Below are 17348 nucleotides of genomic sequence, written 5' to 3'. Positions count from 1 at the left end.
GGGTGGTCAGCATGCCGCTCACCATGACCGCTGCGGGAGTCGAGGCGCTGGGCTTCTCCAACCGTCTCCCGGGCGGCTTCGCCGAGCGGATGCTGCTCACCGAGGCTATGCTGCTGGAGGTCCCTAACGGCCTGCCCACCGACAAGGCCGCGCTCACCGAGCCGTTCGCGGTGGGCGCCCACGCGGTCGCCAAGGCGCGGCTCGAGAAGGGCTCCGTGGCGCTGGTGATCGGCTGCGGACCGGTGGGCCTGGCCGTGATCGGCGCGCTGAAGGCCGCCGGCCACGGGCCGGTGATCGCCGCCGACTTCTCCCCGCGCCGCCGGGCCGCCGCGGAGCGGCTGGGCGCCGACGTCGTCATCGATCCCGCCAAAGAGTCGCCGCACGAGCGGTGGGAGGACCTCGGGGTTCCTAAGACGCGGGCCGCGCAGTCCCTCCTGCGGATGATGGGCAAGACCTACGCCCAGCCGGTGGTGTTCGAATGCGTCGGCGCGCCCGGCGTGCTGGAAGCGCTCATCGAGGCCGCCCCGGCCGGCGCCCGGATCGTGGTCGCTGGCGTCTGCATGGAGAGCGACCGGATCGAGCCGTCGATCGCCATCACCAAGGAGATCGAGCTCACCTTCATCCTGGGCTACACGGCCGAGGAGTTCGCCGGAACCTTGCGCCAGCTGGCCGAGGGCGTGATCGACGTCTCCGGCCTGGTCACCGGCAAGGCGCCGCTGACCGGCGTCGCTCGGGCCTTCGAGGACCTCGCCGATCCGGAGGCCCATGTGAAGATCCTGGTCGAGCCCGGCGCCTGAGGCCCTGGCGAAGAAACAAGGTTCGGTTGTAGTGTCCGGCCCGCTGAAGCCCGGGAGACCCGCCATGAAAGCCATGATCGCCGCCGCCGCGGCCGCCGCACTGCTCGCCACGCCTGCGCTAGCGGAGCTCAAGCCGGGCGCGAAGGCGCCCGAGTTCAGCGCGCCTGCCTACCTCGCCGGACAGCCCTTCACCTTCAACCTCGCCGACGCGCTCAAGAAGGGGCCGGTGGTGGTCTATTTCTTCCCCGCCGCCCACACCACGGGCTGCAACCTGGAGGCGCACCTGTTCTCTGAGGCGATCGACAAGTTCAAGGCCGAAAAGGCCTCGGTGATCGGGGTGACCGCCGGCAACGTCGACCAGCTCGCCGACTTCTCGAAGGAGACGGAGCACTGTGGCGGCAAGTTCCCGGTGGCCGCCGATCCGGGCGTCAAGATCGCCAAGGAATACGACGCCGTGCTCGCCCAGAAGCCCGACTGGTCGAACCGGACCTCCTATGTCGTCGCGCCGAACGGCCAGATCATCGACGTCTACTCCAACCTTGATCCCACCCAGCACGTCGACAAGACGCTCGCCGCCGTGACCGCCTGGCGGACGGCGCACAAGTAGCGGCTAGGAGGCGGCCCCTTTCGGGGTCGCCGGCTGGCAGTTTCCGTTCGGGCATTTGCGAGCGATGATCTGCCTCATCACCTCGCCCATCATCTCCGGCATCAGCTCGCGGGTGATCGCGGCGCTCCTCGGCGCGAGCGTCGGGATCTTGTCGGTGATCGCGCGGCCGGTCGGGCTCTCGTAGAAGCTCACCATGGCCTGCAGCTCGGCCAGGGTGAAGGTCTGAGCATAGATCGGAACCATCCGCTCGATCATCTTCGGCATCATCTTGTCGCGCATCACCTGACGCACGATGTCGACGACCATCTTCTGATCGTCCGCGGTGAGATTGTTCGAGCGCGCGGTCTGGGCGGCGATGACCGGCAGCATGGCCGCCTGCATGCTGTCCATGGTGCGTTCGAAGTGCACCGCCGCCAGATAGCGACGCACCAGCGCCTCGGCCTCGGGATTGGCGGCGGGGGCGGCGGCGGCGGCCGGCGCGCGATCCGCGGGCGTCGCGGCATGGACGCAGAGTGGCGTCATCAGCGCGAGCGCGGCCGCCGCGGCGATCAGGGTCTTCATCATCTTCAGCGATTCCCCCCAAAGTTGCAGGGAGCCTAGCGGGCAGACCGGCTTCCGCAAGGCGAAAACCCCTTGCCCGGCAACCGCTTTTCGCCTATCTGCCCGCCTCTTCACGGAAGGCGGTCTCGCGCGGAGCCCTTCGAAGAGCCGGACATGCCCCCGGTCGCCGCGCAGAGAGCCATCGTTCCCGGCGGATCTTCCACCGCGGGGGCGCCGCCCTCCAAACCGGAAGAAGGACCAATGGCGCTCTACGAACACGTCGTGATTTCGCGGCAGGACATCTCGCCGCAACAGGCCGAAGCCCTCAACGACCAGCTCAAGGCGGTCATCGAGCAAGGCGGCGGGACCGTCGCCAAGATCGAGTACTGGGGCCTGCGCAACCTCTCCTACCGGATCAAGAAGAACCGCAAGGGCCACTACTCCCTGCTGGCGATCGACAGTCCACCCGACGCCGTCAAGGAGATGGAGCGGCAGCTGTCCATCAACGAGGACGTGCTGCGGCACCTGACCGTCCGGGTCGATGAGCTGGATCTCGAGCTCTCGCCCGTCCTCGCCCGCCGCGATCGCGACCGCGAACGCCGCGACGACGTCCCGCAATTCTAAGGAAAGGGAGGCCATCGCCATGACCGACGAAACCTCCGTCGCGCCCGTCCCCGGGGCCGCAGCCGGCGGCGCCCGCCGCCCGTTCTTCCGCCGTCGCAAGGTCTGCCCGTTCTCGGGCGCCAACGCCCCGAAGATCGACTACAAGGACGTCAAGCTCCTGCAGCGCTACGTCTCCGAGCGCGGCAAGATCGTGCCCTCGCGGATCACCGCGGTCTCCGCCAAGAAGCAGCGTGAGCTGGCCCGGGCCATCAAGCGCGCCCGCTTCCTGGCCCTGCTCCCCTACGTCGTGAAGTAAGGGGCCCGGCTTATGAAAGTCATCCTGCTCGAGCGAGTGGAAGGCCGCGGCGGCCTCGGCGACGTCGTCAACGTCAAGGACGGCTACGCCCGCAACTTCCTCCTGCCCCGCAACAAGGCGCTGCGCGCCACCGAGGCCAACCTCAAGGTCTTCGAAGGTCAGCGCGCCGATATCGAGGCCCGCAACGCCAAGGCCAAGCAGGCTGCGGAGACGTCCGGCGAGAAGCTGGACGGCGCCTCCTACGTGCTGATCCGCCAGGCCGGCGAGAGCGGCCAGCTCTACGGCTCGGTGTCGGGCCGCGACGTGGCCGACGCGGTCAACGCCGAGGGCGGCAAGGTCGAGCGCGCCATGGTGGTGCTGGACAAGCCCATCAAGACGCTCGGCCTGCATGAGGTGAAGATCCGGCTGCATCCCGAGGTGTCCATCACGGTCACGCTCAACATCGCCCGCAGCCCAGACGAGGCCGAGCGTCAGGCGCGCGGCGAGAACATAATCTCGGCGGCGTTCGAAGAAGAGCGCCTCGCCGCGGATCAGGCGGCTGCCGAGCTGCTGGAAGGCGGGGCGGGCCAGATCGCCGCGGACTTCACCGAAGCCGAGGCGTAACGCCGCAGCCCTTACAAAGTACGCGGCCCGGGAGGCCCTTTTCGAGTCGTTTTGCATCTGCTGTTGCGAAAATGTCATTCCGCGTTGCAGCAAAGCCGCCTAGCTAGGCCCCTGATCATTGTTAAGGTCCCGCGTGCTGCGGGACCGCAAGGGGGTCTTGCGTCCATGAAATCACGGATCTTGCTGTTCACCGCAGCCTCCGCCGCTGCGCTGGTCTCCTCGCACGCCTTCGCCCAGACCGCCCCGGCCACCAAGGCCGCCGCCCCCTCCGAAGTAGAGGAGTTGGTGGTCACGGGTTCGCGGGCCCAGCCACGCTCGGCGCTGGAGTCGCTGTCGCCGGTCGACGTGGTGAGCTCCCAGACCCTCAAGCACGTCGGCACCACCGAACTCGGCGCGGCGCTCGCCATCACCGTCCCCTCGATCGACTTTCCGCGCCCGTCGAACACCGACGGCACCGACGCCATCCGCCCGGCCACCCTGCGCGGCCAGGGCCCCGACCAGACGCTGGTGCTGGTCAATGGCGTGCGCGCCCACCCCTCGGCGCTCGTCAACCTGAACGGCTCGGTCGGCCGCGGCTCGGCCGGCGTGGACCTCAACACCATCCCGACCGTCGCCATCGACCACATCGAGGTGCTGCGTGACGGCGCCTCGGCGCTCTATGGCTCCGACGCCATCGCCGGGGTCCTGGCGATCAAGCTGAAGGAAGCCTCCGAAGGCGGCGGCGCATCCTTCACCCTCGGCCAGTTCGACACCAGCTTCGACGGCTTTGTCGGCGGCAAGCGGAACATCCACGACGGCGCCACGCTGACGGCCGACGCCTGGCAGGGGTTCAAGCTGCTGGGCGACGGTTTCCTGACGGTCTCCGGCGAGTACCTGCACCGCGATCCCACCAACCGAAGCGACAAGGATCCCCGCTTCCCGGCGCTCGGGATCGACTCCCGCTTCGGCGATGGAAGTGTGGTCCAGGGCACGGCGTATGTGAACGCCGGCAAACCGCTGGGCGATGGCTGGGAGCTCTACGGCTGGGCCGGCGGCCAGTACCGCCACACCGAAAGCGCCGCGACCTTCCGCGCGCCGAACGACCTCGCCAAGAACATCCCCTCGGTCTATCCGAACGGCTTCCTGCCGCACATCCGCACCCACTCCGACGACTACACCCTCGGCTCATCTCTGAAGGGCGACCTGGCCGGCTGGCACTCGGTGTTCAGCGTCGATTACGGCTGGAACCGGCTGCGGTACGACACGGTCGACACCATCAACGTCTCGCTCGGCCCGACCTCGCCGCACAACTTCTACGCAGGCAAGCTGATCTACAACCAGCTGGTCGGGAACGCCGACTTCAACCGCGACTTCGACGTCGGCATGGCCGGGCCGCTGAACGTCGCCTTCGGTGTCGAGGCGCGCAACGAGGGCTACCGTATCGGCCAGGGCGAGCCGTTCTCGTATCTCAAGGGGACGTTCCAGAACGGGACCACCGCGGCCGGCGTCGGCGCCCAGGGCTTCCCGGGCTTCCTGCCGGACAACGAGGTCCGCGTGCACCGCACCAACGTCGGCGGCTATCTGGCCCTGGAAGGCAAGGTCCTCGACCAGCTCACGCTGTCCGGCGCGGTGCGTGAGGAGCACTACTCCGACTTCGGCGACAACACCTCCGGCAAGGTCTCCTTCCGCTACGAGGTCGCGCCCTGGCTGGCGTTCCGCGGCTCGGCGGAATCCGGCTTCCGCGCGCCCAGCCTGCAGCAGGAGTTCTTCACCTCCACCGCCAGCCTGTTCATCAACGCGGTGCAGTTCGACACCGGCACGTTCCCGCCGACCAGCCAGGCCGCGGCGGCGCTGGGCGGAAAACCCCTGCAGCCGGAGAAGTCCAAGAACTATTCGCTGGGCGCCGTGATCCGCGCCGGCGGCTTCGACGTCACCATCGACGCCTACGAGATCGACGTGAAGGACCGCATCGTGCTGTCCGAGAACTTCACCTGCGATCCCACAGCCAAGCCCGGCACCAACGGCTTCGTCATCTGCCAGACGATCCAGCCGCTCGGCGCCTCGGCCGCGCGCTTCTTCATCAACGGCGTCGACACCAAGACCCGCGGCCTCGACGTCGTCGCGACCTACCGGTTGGACACCCAGCCGTGGGGCGACCTGGCGTTCACCGCGTCGGGCAACATGAACGACTTCGATGTCACCAAGACGCCGACCAGCGCGCCGGGCCTGCTGCCGACCCCGCTCAATCTGTTCGCCCGCCAGGCCACCTACCGCTTCGAACGGGGCACGCCGAAGTACAAGGCCGGCCTGCAGGCCGACTGGTCGCTCGACGCCTGGAGCGCTACCGGCCGGGTGACCTACTACGGCGACGTGCTTTCGCCCGGCACCACCGACAACTCGTTGAGCGACGTGCACGTCGGCGCACACGCCATCGTGGACCTGGAGGGCCGCTACAAGGTCGGCCACGGCGTCGAGCTGGCGCTCGGGGCCGAGAACCTGTTCGACGAGTATCCGGACCAGGTCCCCCTGTCGATCGACACCACCGGCGCCGCGCCCTGGAGCTCGTTCTCGCCGTTCGGTTTCAACGGCCGCCGGATCTACGCCCGGATCAGCGCCACCTGGTGAGCCCTGGGCGATGATCCACGACAGCGGCGCGGAGGCCATCTCCGCGCCGTTTTCGCGTGCGGCGATGCGGACTGTTTTCCTTCGCCGTCCAAGCCCCTAAGACTCGATGCCGCTGGCGGGAGGACGGGGCGCCGGCCAGATATTTGCAACGCGGCCAGATCATCGCCCAGACCCGCCCATGCCCGACGTCGACCTTTCCACCCTGAGCGCGGCGGAGCTCCGCGACCTCCTTGATTCCACCCGCCAGCGCGGCCAGGCGGCCCAGTCGTACCAGATCCTCCAGGAGATGGCGGAACGCCGGAACCATCCTGCGCGGAGCCCCGCCGGCCGCGCACGGGTGATCGCGCTCGATTTCGGCGACTCGCTCGAGACCTTCGATGGAGACCCGGTCAGGCCCGAGGCGACCGCAGCCCCCGGCGACGCGCCGGCCGAGGACGCCATGGATGCGGACCTCACCCTGAGCCTCGATGAGCGGCCGCCGCGGCGACGCAAGGCGCCGCGAGCCTCCAAGCCCGACCGCGATCCGCCCTCTGCGCGACCGCCGCAGCGCCGAGGCTTTCCCATTCTCGGCTTTTCGGTCGGCGTGGCGCTCGGCCTGGTGATGGGGCTGGGACTCGGGATCCAGTCGCGTCCGCCGGCCCCTGAACCCGGCGCCGCGGTTTTCCCGCAAGCGCCGGCCCTGCGGCCGCAACCCGCCGCGGCCCCTGCAGCGACGGCGGCGGCGGGGGAGCCGGCGTCGCCGCCGGCTCAGACCACAGAGATCGACACCGCCCCGATCCCTGGGCCGCCTGCGCCCACCGCCGGCACGCCGACCACCGCGGAAACGGCGCCGCCGCCGGCCCCCGCCGCGACTCCGAGCGCACCCACATCGGCGGCGAGCGAGACCGCCGGCCCGGCCGTCGAGCCCGCCGCGCCGGAGATCGCAAGACCCGTCCAGTCGGCCGCTGCGGCTCCGAGCTCCAAGGCCTGCGTCAACCCGCCGACCCCCGCCGACCGCGCCATCTGCGGCGATGCGCGCCTGCTCCATCTGCAGCGGGAGCTTCGCGCCGCCTATGCGCGGGCGCTCGACGCCCACAGCGATCGCGCCACCCTGCGCCAGCGCCAGCTCGCCTGGGCGGACGCCCGCAACGGCGTCACCGACCCAGACCGGCTGGCCGAGCTCTATGAGGCGCGGATCAAGCGGCTCGATGCGGCGACCGAGGCCGCCAAGCGGGGGCGCTAGCGGCCGCTTCTCCGACCCTGCGTCCGCTTCAGTCGGGCCCCATGCTCACGCTTGTCCACAGCTGATTCGTTCCTGTGGACAGCTTCGCGCGCGGCGAGGTTGTCACATGGAGCGGTCGGAAGCTTCGGCTAAACGGTAAGTCATGGCCATCGTCCCGGCGCTCGATCTCCGCCCCGTCTCCAACGATGTCGACATCCCGCACGCGCCGGCCAACGTCGAGGCCGAGCAGGCGTTGCTCGGCGCGCTGCTCTACGACAACGCCGCCTTCGAGCGGATCGGCGACAACCTGCAGGGGCGGCACTTCTACGAGCCTTTCCATCAGCGGCTGTTCGAGACGGTCGAGGCGCACATCCGCAAGGGCCAGCTCGCCGAGCCGATCCTGATCGCCGAGCAGTTCGCCCGCGACCCCGGGTTCGAGGAGCTCGGCGGCGTCCGCTACCTGGCCGACCTTGTCGACCGCGCCCCACCGGCCGCCAATGCGCCGGATTACGCCCGCGCCGTCTACGACCTGGCGCTGCGCCGCGACCTGATCCGCATCGGCGGCGAGATCTCCACCCTGGCCGCCAACGGCGATCCGGAGCTCGACGCCAAGGAGCAGATCGAGCAGGCCGAGCAGCAGTTATATGCGCTCGCCGAGACCGGCGGCGTCTCGCAGGGCTTCGTCTCGTTCGCCGAGGCGCTGCACGGCGCGGTCACCATGGCGGCCGAGGCGCACAGCCGCGACGGCGGCCTGGCCGGCCTCTCCACCGGCCTGATCGACCTCGATTCCAAGATCGGCGGGCTGCACCCCTCCGACCTGGTCGTCATCGCCGCCCGCCCCTCCATGGGCAAGTCGTCGCTGGCGGCCAACATCGGCTTCGACGTCGCGCGCAACTATGCCTGGGAGCCCCAGCCTGACGGCTCGAAGAAGACCGTGCGCGGCGGCGTGGTGGCGTTCTTCTCGCTGGAAATGAGCGCCGATCAGCTGGCCATGCGCATGCTGGCGGAGGTCTCGGGCGTCTCCGGCGACCGGCTGCGCAAGGGCGAGATCGACGCCTCCGAGTTCGGTCGCGTCCGCGACGCCGCCCTCGAGATCCAGGACGCCCCGTTCTACATCGACGACACCGGCGGCATCACCCTGGCCAAGCTCGCCGCGCGCGCCCGGCGTCTGAAGCGCACCGTCGGGCTCGACCTCTTGATCGTCGACTACCTGCAGCTCATCACCATGGGTCTGGCCAGCCGGCAGGAGAACCGGGTGCAGGAGGTCTCGGCCATCACCCAGGGCCTGAAGGCGCTCGCCAAGGAGCTGGCGATCCCGGTGATCGCCCTGGCTCAGCTGTCGCGGCAGGTGGAGAACCGCGAGGACAAGAAGCCCCAGCTCGCCGACCTGCGGGAATCCGGCTCGATCGAGCAGGACGCCGACATGGTGATGTTCATCTATCGCGAGAGCTACTACCTGAGCCGCCTCGAGCCGCGCGAAGGCAGCGAAGAGCACTTCAAGTGGCAGGAGCAGATGGATCAGGTGAAGGGCCTCGCCGAGATCATCATCGGCAAGCAGCGCCACGGCCCGATCGGCACCGTCAAGTTGTCCTTCAACGAGGACCTCACCAAGTTCGGCAACCTGGCCCGCGACGGCCGCTACGACCCGCGCTGAAATCGGCCGCTGCGTAGGCCGGCTCCGCCGCGGAAGGGCTTGACTCTAACGTTTACACGCGTAAACATTCGGACGTTTACGGAGGTAAACATTCATGAAGGTCAGCGCCGCCGAGAGCGTCATCATGGAAGCCTTGTGGCGACGGGCGCCGCTCACCGCCGAGGAGATCATGGACGAGGTGGCCGAGGGCCAGGGCTGGTCCGACGGCACCGTGAAGACCCTGATCAACCGGCTCCTGACGAAAGGCGCAATCGCCGCCGAGAAGGACGGGCGGCGCTACCTCTACCGCCCGATGCTGGCGCGCGAGGCCTATGTGGCGTCGGAGAGCCAGGGCCTCCTTGACCGGCTGTTCGACGGGCGCGTGGCGCCGCTGGTCAGTCATTTCTCGAAGAACCGCAAACTTTCTGCCGAGGACATTGCCGAGCTGAAAAAGCTGATCGGGGAGCTCGACCCATGATGCGCGATCTGTTGATGGCGGTCGCGGCCGCCAATCTCGCCGCGGGCCTCGCGGTCGTCGCCATCCTGCCGTTCCGCCGGCCGATGCGGCCGAGGTTCGGCGCGCGGGCGGTCTATGCCTTGTGGATCGCCCCGCCCCTCGCTGCGCTCGCCGTGCTGATCCCGCACCGGACCGGCGATGCCATCGCGCCGTTCGTCGCCAATGCCGGCAGGGCCGCGGCGCGGGCCCTGCCCTCCTCGGCTGCGCAGGACCTCTGGGCCACGGCCCTCGTCACGATCTGGGGGCTGGGCGTGGTCACGTCAGTTATGATGCTGGCCAGGCGCCAGGCCGCGTTCCTGAAGAGCCTCGGGCGGCTGACGGCGGTGGCCGGCGAAGGCGGCGTGCTGCGCGCCGAGCGGGCCGTCGCGGGCCCGGCCCTGATCGGCGCGTTCAGGCCGCAGATCGTCACACCGGCGGATTTCGACAGGCGCTACGGCCGGGTGGAGCAGACGCTGATCCTGACGCACGAGCGGGCCCACCTCGCCAGCGGCGACGCCTTGGTCAACGCCGCGGCCTGCGCGGTCCAGTGCCTGGGCTGGTTCAACCCGCTCGCCCACCTGGGCGTCCGCCTCATGCGCGTCGACCAGGAGCTCGCCTGCGACGCAGCGGTGATCGGCAGGTTCCCGAGCGCGCGCCAGCTCTACGGCGAACTGCTCCTGAAGACCCAGCTCGCGCAACAGGCCCTGCCGCTCGGCTGCCACTGGCCGGCCAAGGGCCAGCATCCCCTGAAGGAGAGGATCGCCATGCTGAAGTCTCCCCTGCCGGCGCTCGGCGAGCGCCGCGCCGGCCTCGCCGTCGCCGTCCTGCTGGCCGTGGCCGCCGGAAGCGGCGCGTGGGCCGCGAGCGCCAAGGCGCGGCACATCGTAACCAAGCCGGATTGGGCGACGAAGCCGGTCCCCTCCGACCTCACCGACGTCTATCCGCGCGCGGCCGGGAAGTCCGGGCTGGGCGGACGCGCGACGATCGAGTGCGGGGTCGCGCGCGATGGTCTGCTGATCCATTGCAAGGTGCTTGCCGAGGATCCTCGCGGGGCGGGCTTCGGCGAGGCGGCGCTGAAGCTCTCCGAGCGGTTCAAGATGAAGCCGATGAGCCGCGACGGCCAACCGGTGGCCGGGGGCGTGGTGCGCATCCCGATCAAATTCCGCATTCCGACGCCGCCGGCTCCGCCGCGCGCGAGCTAAAGCCTCCCCGCCTCCCGCAGCCGGTCGACGAGCCAGAGGCGCGCCGGGGGCAGAGGGCGGTCCATCGGGTTGAAGATGAACGCGGCGAGAAAGTGCGCGGTGAGGGCGAGCCCGGCGGCGACATCGCCGGCCTCGAGCCGCGACTGGGCCGACAGCAGGAACGGCGGCAGCGGCAGGAGGCGATCCTTGTACGGCTCACCGGCGCCCCTGGACACCGCGCGGCCCGTGCGGGGGCTGAGGTAGACCAGGTCGTCCGCCTGGCCGGTCACGGCGCATTTGGAAAGATCGAGCGCGAAGCCCAGCTCCTCCAGCAGGCCGGCCTCGAAGCGGACGAAGACGGCCGGCCAGATATCCGGTTCGGCCAGCGCTTGCGAAAGCGCCTGGAAGGCCAGGTAGGCGCCCGGATGCGGCTCGCGCTCGGGCAGGGCGCCCGCCGCCACGGCGGCGGCGGCGGAGAGCCCGGCCAGCGCCAGGGCGTCGTCGAACAGCGCCGCGGGCCCCTCCCCTTGCGGCTCCAGGACGGCGGAGCCGAGTTGCTCGGGCGTCCGCGCACGGAAGCGCGCTAGCACGGGGGCTCCGGCCTGCAGGAAGGGGCGCATGCGCTTCGAAGCGCCGCCGGCGACATGCGCGGCGTAGCGGCCATGCCGGGCGGTCAGCAGCTCCACCACCGCCCCGGTCTCGCCGTGCGCGCGGGCTGCGAGCACGAACGCCTCGTCCTCGAATTCCATGCGGGCGATTGTTTCACGGATTGCGCGGATGGCCGACCGACCATCTCGACCCTCGCGGCGGGTCCTTACTTCTTCTTCCCCTCGTAAGCCTTGATCCGGTCGGTCATGTCCTTGGCCAGATCGTTGGGGATCGGGAACGTGAGGGCGTACTGCGCGACCTTCCAGCCGTTCAGGGTCTTCAGGAGCACGCCGGTGCCGCGGCTGGACCCGTACGACTTCGACTCCAGAATTTCGTCGAAGTACGCGACGCAGCGGCAGGGAATGCGCGCCAGCGTCAGGTGGCGCGAGCGGGGCGTGTAGACCCAACCCTTGCCGGCCGCGAAGGAGGCTTTCGCGTAGGCCTTGAACTGCGGCACGGTCCAACGTTCGTGGGCGTCGGTGCCGATGAACACCCCGTCGGGCGTGAAGAGGTCGAAGTAGCCGTTGAAATCGGAACGCGCCGCTGCGGCGTGGAACGCGTCGAGGGTCGCGGCGGCCGCGGCTTCATCGGGGGTCTGGGCGGGCGCCGGGTTGGCGAGGACTCCGCTCAGCGTCATCCCGGCCGCGGCGAAGCGGAGAGCCGCGACCCACGGCGTCGGATGCCTCCACAGGAGGCGCATGCTCGGCCGCTGTGCGCGCTTACCGCGATCGGGCGCTGAGGGTCCCAGCGAGGCGCTGCGCGCAGTCCGGGAGGACAGGTAAAGGTCAGACATCGAAATCGAGCCCCAGGTCCGCGTAGCGCTCGCGGCGTTCGGGCCAGGCCTCGTCGACCTCGACATGGAGGAAGAGGTGAACGGGATGGCCGAGAAGCTCGCCCAGCTCCTGGCGGGCGTGCTGGCCGATCCATTTCAGCGTCTGGCCATGCTTGCCGAGCACGATCGGACGCTGGCTCTCGCGCTGCACGAAAATGGTCTGCTCGATGCGCGCCGAGCCATCGGTCTTCTCCTCGAACTTCGTGGTCTCCACGGCCGCCGCGTAGGGCAGCTCTTCGTGGAGGCGGAGGTAGAGCTTTTCGCGGGTGATCTCGGCGGCCATCAGACGGGCGGGCAGGTCGGCGGTCTGGTCCTCCGGATAGAACCAGGGCGCCTCGGGCATCAGCGAGGCCAGACGCCGCTTCAGGTCGGCGACGCCGGACCCGGTCTTGGCGGATATCATGAAGACCTCGCCATAGACGCCGGTATCGAAAAGCCTTTTGGAAATCTCCAGAAGCGCCTCGCGCTTGACGCCCTCCACCTTGTTGAGCGCCAGGATGGCCGCACGGCCCGCCCGCTTGAGGCCCTCGATAATGGCTTCGACATCGGCCTGGGCGCGCCGGTCGGCGGGGCTCTGGCCGAGCTCGGCGGCGGCGTCGACCAGGTGAACCACGGCGTCGGCCTCCTCGGCCCGGCCCCAGGCGGCGCGCACCATGGCCCGGTCGAGCCGGCGGCGCGGCTGAAAGATGCCCGGGGTGTCGACGAGCACGATCTGCGCGGCGCCCTCGATCGCCACGCCGCGGATCGGGAACCGGGTGGTCTGCACCTTCTGGGTGACGATCGACACCTTGGCGCCGACCAGCCGGTTGGTGAGGGTCGACTTGCCGGCGTTGGGGGCGCCGATGATGGCGACGAAGCCCGCACGGCGCGGCTCATCGCTCATGGCGCCAGCGTCCGCTCGTCCGGCGGGCCTTCCCGTTTCAGGAGCATGACCTGGGCGGCGGCCTTCTCGGCGTCCTGGCGCGAGCGGCCCTGGGCGCGCTCCGGGGGGAAGCCCTCCACCCCCACCTCGACGGTAAAGCACGGCGCATGCGCCGGACCTTCGCTGGAAATGATCTCGTAGCGCGGCAGCGGCAGCCCGCGGCCCTGCGCCCACTCCTGCAACTGGGTCTTGGGATCCTTCCTCTGCGGCTCGTCGAGGCGGTCGAACTCCTCGGTCCAGGTGTTCAGGAAGAAGGCGCGCGCGGCCTCCAGTCCGCCATCGATGTAGAGCGCCGCGATCAGGGCTTCGCAGGCGTCTCCGAGGACGGCGTCGGAGCGGCGGGCGCCCACCTTGGTGGCGCTGGCGGAGAGCCTGAGCGCCTCCTGCAGCCCGATCCGGCGGGCGATCCGGGCGCAGGCGTGGTAATTCACCAGGCCTGCCAGGAGCCGCGACATCTCGCCCTCCCGCACGTCGGGAAACAGCGCCATCAGCCGCTCGGCGGCGCACAGGTTGAGCACCCGGTCGCCGAGGAACTCCAGACGCTCGTTGTGGCGCACCTCCTTGGCGCCGTCGCCGACGCTGGAATGGGTGAGCGCTCGCTCCAGGAGATCGCGGTCGGCGAAGAAATGCCCGATCCGCGTCTGCAGGGCCTCGACCGCCGCGGCCCTCCCGTTCATGCCCCGCGGGTCACTGGAGAAGGTGCGCGAAGCGGCTCGGGCGGGCGTCGAGCACCCAGGTCCACGGCTTGAAGATCGAGGCGCCCGGCTTCCAGGAGAGCAGGATGATCTGCGCCTTGCCCTCGAGATTCTCGGCCGGCACGAAGCCGACGCCGCCGTCGGCCGGCGCCACCCGGCTGTCGGAGGAGTTGTCGCGGTTGTCGCCCATCATGAAGTAGTGGCCCTCGGGCACGACGAAGACCCCGGTGTTGTCGAGGTCATTGTCGGGCCCCCAGTCGTCGGTGACGAAGGTGGCGCCCCCGGGCAGGGTCTCGCGGTAGCGGAACACGTCGCGCACGAAGCCGTAGCCGGTGTCCTCCTTGACCGTGCCGGCGTACTGCCGCGGCACCTGCGCGCCGTTGATGTAGAGCAGGCCCTTCTTCATCTGGATTCGGTCGCCGGGCAGGCCGATCAGCCGCTTGACGTAGTCGGTGTGGTTGTCGCGGGGCAGCTTGAAGACGACGATGTCGCCGCGGTGCGGCTGGCGCTCGAGGATGCGGCCGTGGAACAGCGGCGGGCTGAACGGGATCGAGTGCCGGGACCAGCCATAGGTCCACTTGGAGACGATGATGTAGTCGCCTTCGTAGAGGTTGGGCTCCATCGAGGCCGAAGGGATGGTGTAGGGCTGGAAGAAGATCACCCGCAGGAACAGGGCGATCAGCAGGGCGTAGACGACCGTCTTGATGATCTCGACGACTTCCCCCGCGGCGCTGGTTTTCGTTTGGCTCTGCGCGGCCACGTTCTCGCTCATGGATGGTCCTGGATCGCGTCCGGCGCGCCGGACGGGCTGTTGCTACGCGCTGGATACGGCATGAGCAAGGCTGATGCCCGTGAACTTCTGCTCATGACCGCGCCGTAAGCCAGGCGGCCGGCGGCGGGTTCCATTCGCCAGGCCAGCGCTAATCGCGGGTTAACCGGGCGGGCTTAGGCTGCTCTCGATCCATCCGGGGAGCCGCCGAATGGCCGACTTGGGCCCATCGTGGTGGCCGGCTGGCCTGAACCGTTGGGGAGTGGATTCCAGCAAACCTCTCCTCCCGCAGGTCGTCTCGTCGCTCGCCCAGCTGGCATTCATCCTCGGCGGCCCGATCATAATGCTGGTCATGGTCGAGGTTTGGCCGCCTCTCGTGTCCGATCGGACCGTTTACGCGACCGGCCTGGGCGCAATGGTCGCCTTTTTCTTGCTCAGCTTCGCGGTCGTTCCAGGGCGGAGCCTGCCGCCCAAGCTGCCGACGATCATGCGGATCATGTACCGGCTGGGTTTGGCCCTGGCGGCGACCGGCTGGCTCCTGGGCGTGGGCGGAATCGTCAACGGCTGCGGCACGCCGGTCGCACAGCGCGACGTGCCGGTCGTGGCCAAGCACGAGACGCTGCAACGCGATCCCGGCCGGCGGACGCTCTACGTCTCGCTTCGGCCATGGCCCGGATCGCGCGAGGTCCTTGACTGGGGCGCGCGGCGCCGGGTCTACGATGCGCTCGAGGTCCCGATCACCGGTATCCATACGCCGCGCTCGCAGCTCGAGGCGATGCCGCAATCGGCGACCGCGCGCCTGGTCATCGGCCACGGCCGCCTCGGGCTCGAATGGATCAAGGCGGTCCGGACAACCAGTCCCGCAGAACCTTGATTCCGCAGCCGTATCGCGAGCCGGACGATGCTGCCGCGGTGAGCGGCCGGGGCGGGTCGGGAGCCGCCCCGGCTCACGTCAGGCGGCCTTCGAGGCGGCCATGTTCTGGACGTCGCGGGCGGTCAGCGCTTGTCCCCCGATCGCCCAGTCGCCCTGCTCGATCTCGTTCACCTTCACCCAGGTGACGCCGCGCAGCGCCTCGCCCTCCACGGACACCATGGCGTCGGTGACCCGCTGGATGAGGTCGTGCTTCTGGGTGGGAGTGAAAGCGTCCTTGATCACGTCGATCGTCACGAGCGGCATCTGAAGCCCTCCTTGTTCGCGGCCCGGCGCCTGTCACCGGAGCCATGGTGAGAGCTTGCGCGGGTTCGGCCGGCGCCGCTTGGAGAGCGCCTGGAGGCTTTTGGGAGGAGGTCTGGAGATATGCTAGGCTGAGCCCGGATGATCTATCGCTTCGGGACATTCCGTCTCGACACTTCGACGTACGAACTCCGCTCGGGCGGAGACGTCGTGGCGGTCGAACCGCAGGTCCTGGCGCTTCTTCGCCTGCTGATCGAGAACCGGCATCGGCTGGTCGGCCGCGACGAGATCATCGAGAGCATCTGGAACGGGCGGATCGTCTCGGACGCGGCGATCTCCAGCCGCATCAAGTCGGCCCGGCGCGCCGTCGGGGACGACGGGGCGACGCAGCAGGTCATCCGCACCGTGCCGAAGCTGGGCCTGCGCTTCGTGGCCGCGGTCGAGGTGGAACGCGGTCTCGAGCCTGCTCCGGCGGCGCCGCAGCCGGGGCCGGGCGACGCGCCGCCCGCGGAGGGCCCTTCGCTCGCCGTCCTGCCCTTCGCCGTGCTCGGCGAGCCGGGGCCCAGCGCCTGGATCGCCGAGGCCCTGCCGCATGACCTGATCACCGCCCTGTCGCGCTTTCGCTGGCTGTTCGTGATCGCCCGCGGCTCGTCGTTCCGTTTCCGCGGGCCCGAGGCGACCCTGGAGAAGGTGCGCGAGGCGCTGAAGGTCCGCTACTGCCTCTCCGGTGCGGTGGAGATCGACGGCGCGGCCATGGCGGTCAACGTCGAGCTCAGCGACACGCGCGATGGGCGGGTGCTGTGGAGCGAGCAGTTCCAGGCGCCGCTGGCGGCGGTGCACGAGATCCGCGAACAGGTGACGCAGGCGGTGATCGGAGCGCTGGAGCTGCAGATCCCTTTCAACGAGGCGCGGCGCGCACAGCTCAGCGCGCCGGAGAGCCTCGACGCCTGGTCCGCCTATCACCTGGGCCTGCGCCACATGTATCGCTTCAACCAGGAGGGCACGGCGCGCGCGGCGGCGCTGTTCGAGCAGGCGATCGCGCTGGAGGCGGGCTTCGCGCGGGCGCATGCGGGCCTCTCCTTCGCCCAGTTCGAGACCGCCTTCCTGAGCTTCACCGACGATGCGGCCCGGGCGGCGGCCCTGGCCAGGCGCACCGCCGAGGCCGCGCTGGAGCGCGACGCCCTGGATCCGTTCTGCAACCTGGTCATGGGGCGGGCCTTCTGGCTCACCGGCGAATTGGAGGCGAGCCTGCCGTGGCTCGAGCGGGCCGTTCGGCTCAACCCCAACTACGCCCAGGCGAAATATTCCCGCGGTTGGAGCGAAACCATGCTCGGCGCGGCCGACGCCGGCCGCGCGAGCGCGGACGCGGCGCTGTCGCTGAGCCCGCTCGATCCCCTGGCCTACGGCATGCTCGGGGTGAAGGCGATGTCGCACATGGTGACGGGGGATCCCGCCCAGGCCGCCGAATGGGGCGAACAGGCGGCGCGCGCGCCCGGCGCGCACCCGCTGATCGAGATGATCGCCGCCGTGGGCCACACCATGAACGGCGACGAGGCGCGCGCCGCCGCCTGGGCCGCCTCCGCCAGGCGCCGCAACCCGAAACTGCGCGCCGCCGACTTCCTGCAGGCCTTTCCCTTCCGGGAGGCGGCGACCCGGCGGCGGATCGCGGAGGCTCTGCGGCGGCTGCAGATGCCGTCCTGATCGCGGCCGATGGTGCGAGGGCGCGG

19 protein-coding genes are annotated in these 17348 nt (G+C 69.7%); 12 read left to right on the top strand and 7 right to left on the bottom strand.

What is annotated here, in order from left to right:
- Together Q0W60_RS05905 and Q0W60_RS05900 are read left to right on the top strand one after the other, a co-directional pair.
- The coding region (locus Q0W60_RS05905; RefSeq protein WP_297693551.1) for a zinc-binding dehydrogenase at positions 1-797 on the top strand (797 nt) is incomplete at its 5' end.
- 64 nt (positions 798-861) lie between these two features.
- Positions 862-1404, top strand: coding sequence for a peroxiredoxin (locus Q0W60_RS05900; protein WP_297693549.1), 543 nt, complete (start codon positions 862-864; stop codon positions 1402-1404).
- A gap of 3 nt (positions 1405-1407) precedes the next feature.
- On the opposite strand, the gene Q0W60_RS05895 is transcribed toward Q0W60_RS05900, so the two are convergent.
- Positions 1408-1968 (bottom strand): DUF2059 domain-containing protein, encoded by a 561-nt coding sequence (locus Q0W60_RS05895; RefSeq protein ID WP_297693547.1) that lies wholly within the window; start codon positions 1966-1968, stop codon positions 1408-1410.
- Positions 1969-2205: 237 nt separating this feature from the next.
- On the opposite strand from Q0W60_RS05895, the gene rpsF reads away from it, so the two are divergent.
- From rpsF to Q0W60_RS05855, 8 genes are all read left to right on the top strand, one after another.
- Complete coding sequence (rpsF, locus tag Q0W60_RS05890; protein ID WP_297693545.1) at positions 2206-2568, top strand: 30S ribosomal protein S6; 363 nt, start codon at positions 2206-2208, stop codon at positions 2566-2568.
- Between the two features lie 19 nt (positions 2569-2587).
- The gene (gene rpsR / locus Q0W60_RS05885; protein ID WP_297693543.1) at positions 2588-2863 is read left to right on the top strand and encodes a 30S ribosomal protein S18; all 276 of its coding nucleotides are present in this window, start codon (positions 2588-2590) and stop codon (positions 2861-2863) included.
- A 12-nt stretch (positions 2864-2875) separates the two neighbouring features.
- Positions 2876-3466, top strand: coding sequence for a 50S ribosomal protein L9 (rplI, locus tag Q0W60_RS05880; protein WP_297693540.1), 591 nt, complete (start codon positions 2876-2878; stop codon positions 3464-3466).
- Between the two features lie 165 nt (positions 3467-3631).
- Positions 3632-6070 carry a TonB-dependent receptor gene (locus tag Q0W60_RS05875; protein ID WP_297693538.1) on the top strand — a complete coding sequence of 813 codons (2439 nt, stop codon included), beginning with the start codon at positions 3632-3634 and terminating at the stop codon, positions 6068-6070.
- Positions 6071-6248: 178 nt separating this feature from the next.
- A complete protein-coding gene (locus Q0W60_RS05870; protein WP_297693536.1) occupies positions 6249-7292 on the top strand; it encodes a hypothetical protein in 1044 nt (347 codons plus the stop codon).
- Positions 7293-7434: 142 nt separating this feature from the next.
- Positions 7435-8925 (top strand): replicative DNA helicase, encoded by a 1491-nt coding sequence (locus Q0W60_RS05865; RefSeq protein ID WP_297693534.1) that lies wholly within the window; start codon positions 7435-7437, stop codon positions 8923-8925.
- A gap of 94 nt (positions 8926-9019) precedes the next feature.
- Entirely contained in the window at positions 9020-9382 is a 363-nt protein-coding gene (locus Q0W60_RS05860; protein WP_297693532.1) for a BlaI/MecI/CopY family transcriptional regulator, read from the top strand.
- Complete coding sequence (locus Q0W60_RS05855; RefSeq protein WP_297693530.1) at positions 9379-10602, top strand: TonB family protein; 1224 nt, start codon at positions 9379-9381, stop codon at positions 10600-10602. The genes Q0W60_RS05860 and Q0W60_RS05855 overlap by 4 nt, the downstream gene beginning before the upstream one ends.
- On the opposite strand, the gene recO is transcribed toward Q0W60_RS05855, so the two are convergent.
- The 5 genes from recO to lepB form a co-directional block, all read right to left on the bottom strand.
- Positions 10599-11330: a DNA repair protein RecO gene (gene recO, locus Q0W60_RS05850; protein ID WP_297693528.1), complete on the bottom strand. Its 732-nt coding sequence runs from the start codon at positions 11328-11330 to the stop codon at positions 10599-10601. The two genes, Q0W60_RS05855 and recO, sit on opposite strands and share 4 nt — an antisense overlap.
- Before the next feature lie 65 nt (positions 11331-11395).
- Positions 11396-11929 (bottom strand): nuclear transport factor 2 family protein, encoded by a 534-nt coding sequence (locus Q0W60_RS05845; protein ID WP_297693527.1) that lies wholly within the window; start codon positions 11927-11929, stop codon positions 11396-11398.
- Between the two features lie 85 nt (positions 11930-12014).
- On the bottom strand, positions 12015-12944 hold the full coding sequence (gene era, locus Q0W60_RS05840) for a GTPase Era (protein WP_297693525.1): 930 nt from the start codon (positions 12942-12944) through the stop codon (positions 12015-12017).
- Positions 12941-13660 (bottom strand): ribonuclease III, encoded by a 720-nt coding sequence (rnc, locus tag Q0W60_RS05835; protein ID WP_297693524.1) that lies wholly within the window; start codon positions 13658-13660, stop codon positions 12941-12943. Before rnc ends, era begins: the two co-directional genes overlap by 4 nt.
- A 10-nt stretch (positions 13661-13670) precedes the next feature.
- The gene (gene lepB / locus Q0W60_RS05830) at positions 13671-14450 is read right to left on the bottom strand and encodes a signal peptidase I (RefSeq protein WP_297693521.1); all 780 of its coding nucleotides are present in this window, start codon (positions 14448-14450) and stop codon (positions 13671-13673) included.
- Between the two features lie 208 nt (positions 14451-14658).
- Between lepB and Q0W60_RS05825 the strand changes: the two genes are divergently transcribed.
- A complete protein-coding gene (locus tag Q0W60_RS05825) occupies positions 14659-15321 on the top strand; it encodes a hypothetical protein (RefSeq protein WP_297693519.1) in 663 nt (220 codons plus the stop codon).
- Between the two features lie 78 nt (positions 15322-15399).
- Here the strand turns inward: Q0W60_RS05825 and Q0W60_RS05820 are convergent, their stop codons facing one another.
- On the bottom strand, positions 15400-15624 hold the full coding sequence (locus Q0W60_RS05820; protein WP_297693517.1) for a tautomerase family protein: 225 nt from the start codon (positions 15622-15624) through the stop codon (positions 15400-15402).
- 138 nt (positions 15625-15762) lie between these two features.
- On the opposite strand from Q0W60_RS05820, the gene Q0W60_RS05815 reads away from it, so the two are divergent.
- Entirely contained in the window at positions 15763-17322 is a 1560-nt protein-coding gene (locus tag Q0W60_RS05815; protein ID WP_297693515.1) for a winged helix-turn-helix domain-containing protein, read from the top strand.
- Positions 17323-17348 lie beyond the last annotated feature (26 nt).

This window comes from Phenylobacterium sp. (assembly GCF_025934275.1).
Taxonomy (GTDB): domain Bacteria; phylum Pseudomonadota; class Alphaproteobacteria; order Caulobacterales; family Caulobacteraceae; genus Phenylobacterium.
This window is presented reverse-complemented; position numbering and strand designations above follow the sequence as displayed.

Excerpts from the sequence above, each read along its gene's own strand:
- Q0W60_RS05845 (WP_297693527.1), bottom strand. The coding sequence starts at position 11,929 with ATGCGCCTCCTGTGGAGGCATCCGACGCCGTGGGTCGCGGCTCTCCGC.
- rpsF (WP_297693545.1), top strand. The coding sequence starts at position 2,206 with ATGGCGCTCTACGAACACGTCGTGATTTCGCGGCAGGACATCTCGCCG.
- rpsR (WP_297693543.1), top strand. The coding sequence starts at position 2,588 with ATGACCGACGAAACCTCCGTCGCGCCCGTCCCCGGGGCCGCAGCCGGC.
- rplI (WP_297693540.1), top strand. The coding sequence starts at position 2,876 with ATGAAAGTCATCCTGCTCGAGCGAGTGGAAGGCCGCGGCGGCCTCGGC.
- Q0W60_RS05875 (WP_297693538.1), top strand. The coding sequence starts at position 3,632 with ATGAAATCACGGATCTTGCTGTTCACCGCAGCCTCCGCCGCTGCGCTG.
- Q0W60_RS05860 (WP_297693532.1), top strand. The coding sequence starts at position 9,020 with ATGAAGGTCAGCGCCGCCGAGAGCGTCATCATGGAAGCCTTGTGGCGA.
- Q0W60_RS05895 (WP_297693547.1), bottom strand. The coding sequence starts at position 1,968 with ATGATGAAGACCCTGATCGCCGCGGCGGCCGCGCTCGCGCTGATGACG.
- Q0W60_RS05855 (WP_297693530.1), top strand. The coding sequence starts at position 9,379 with ATGATGCGCGATCTGTTGATGGCGGTCGCGGCCGCCAATCTCGCCGCG.
- Q0W60_RS05900 (WP_297693549.1), top strand. The coding sequence starts at position 862 with ATGAAAGCCATGATCGCCGCCGCCGCGGCCGCCGCACTGCTCGCCACG.
- Q0W60_RS05825 (WP_297693519.1), top strand. The coding sequence starts at position 14,659 with ATGGCCGACTTGGGCCCATCGTGGTGGCCGGCTGGCCTGAACCGTTGG.
- Q0W60_RS05870 (WP_297693536.1), top strand. The coding sequence starts at position 6,249 with ATGCCCGACGTCGACCTTTCCACCCTGAGCGCGGCGGAGCTCCGCGAC.
- era (WP_297693525.1), bottom strand. The coding sequence starts at position 12,944 with ATGAGCGATGAGCCGCGCCGTGCGGGCTTCGTCGCCATCATCGGCGCC.
- rnc (WP_297693524.1), bottom strand. The coding sequence starts at position 13,660 with ATGAACGGGAGGGCCGCGGCGGTCGAGGCCCTGCAGACGCGGATCGGG.
- lepB (WP_297693521.1), bottom strand. The coding sequence starts at position 14,450 with ATGAGCGAGAACGTGGCCGCGCAGAGCCAAACGAAAACCAGCGCCGCG.
- Q0W60_RS05865 (WP_297693534.1), top strand. The coding sequence starts at position 7,435 with ATGGCCATCGTCCCGGCGCTCGATCTCCGCCCCGTCTCCAACGATGTC.
- recO (WP_297693528.1), bottom strand. The coding sequence starts at position 11,330 with ATGGAATTCGAGGACGAGGCGTTCGTGCTCGCAGCCCGCGCGCACGGC.
- Q0W60_RS05820 (WP_297693517.1), bottom strand. The coding sequence starts at position 15,624 with ATGCCGCTCGTGACGATCGACGTGATCAAGGACGCTTTCACTCCCACC.
- Q0W60_RS05815 (WP_297693515.1), top strand. The coding sequence starts at position 15,763 with ATGATCTATCGCTTCGGGACATTCCGTCTCGACACTTCGACGTACGAA.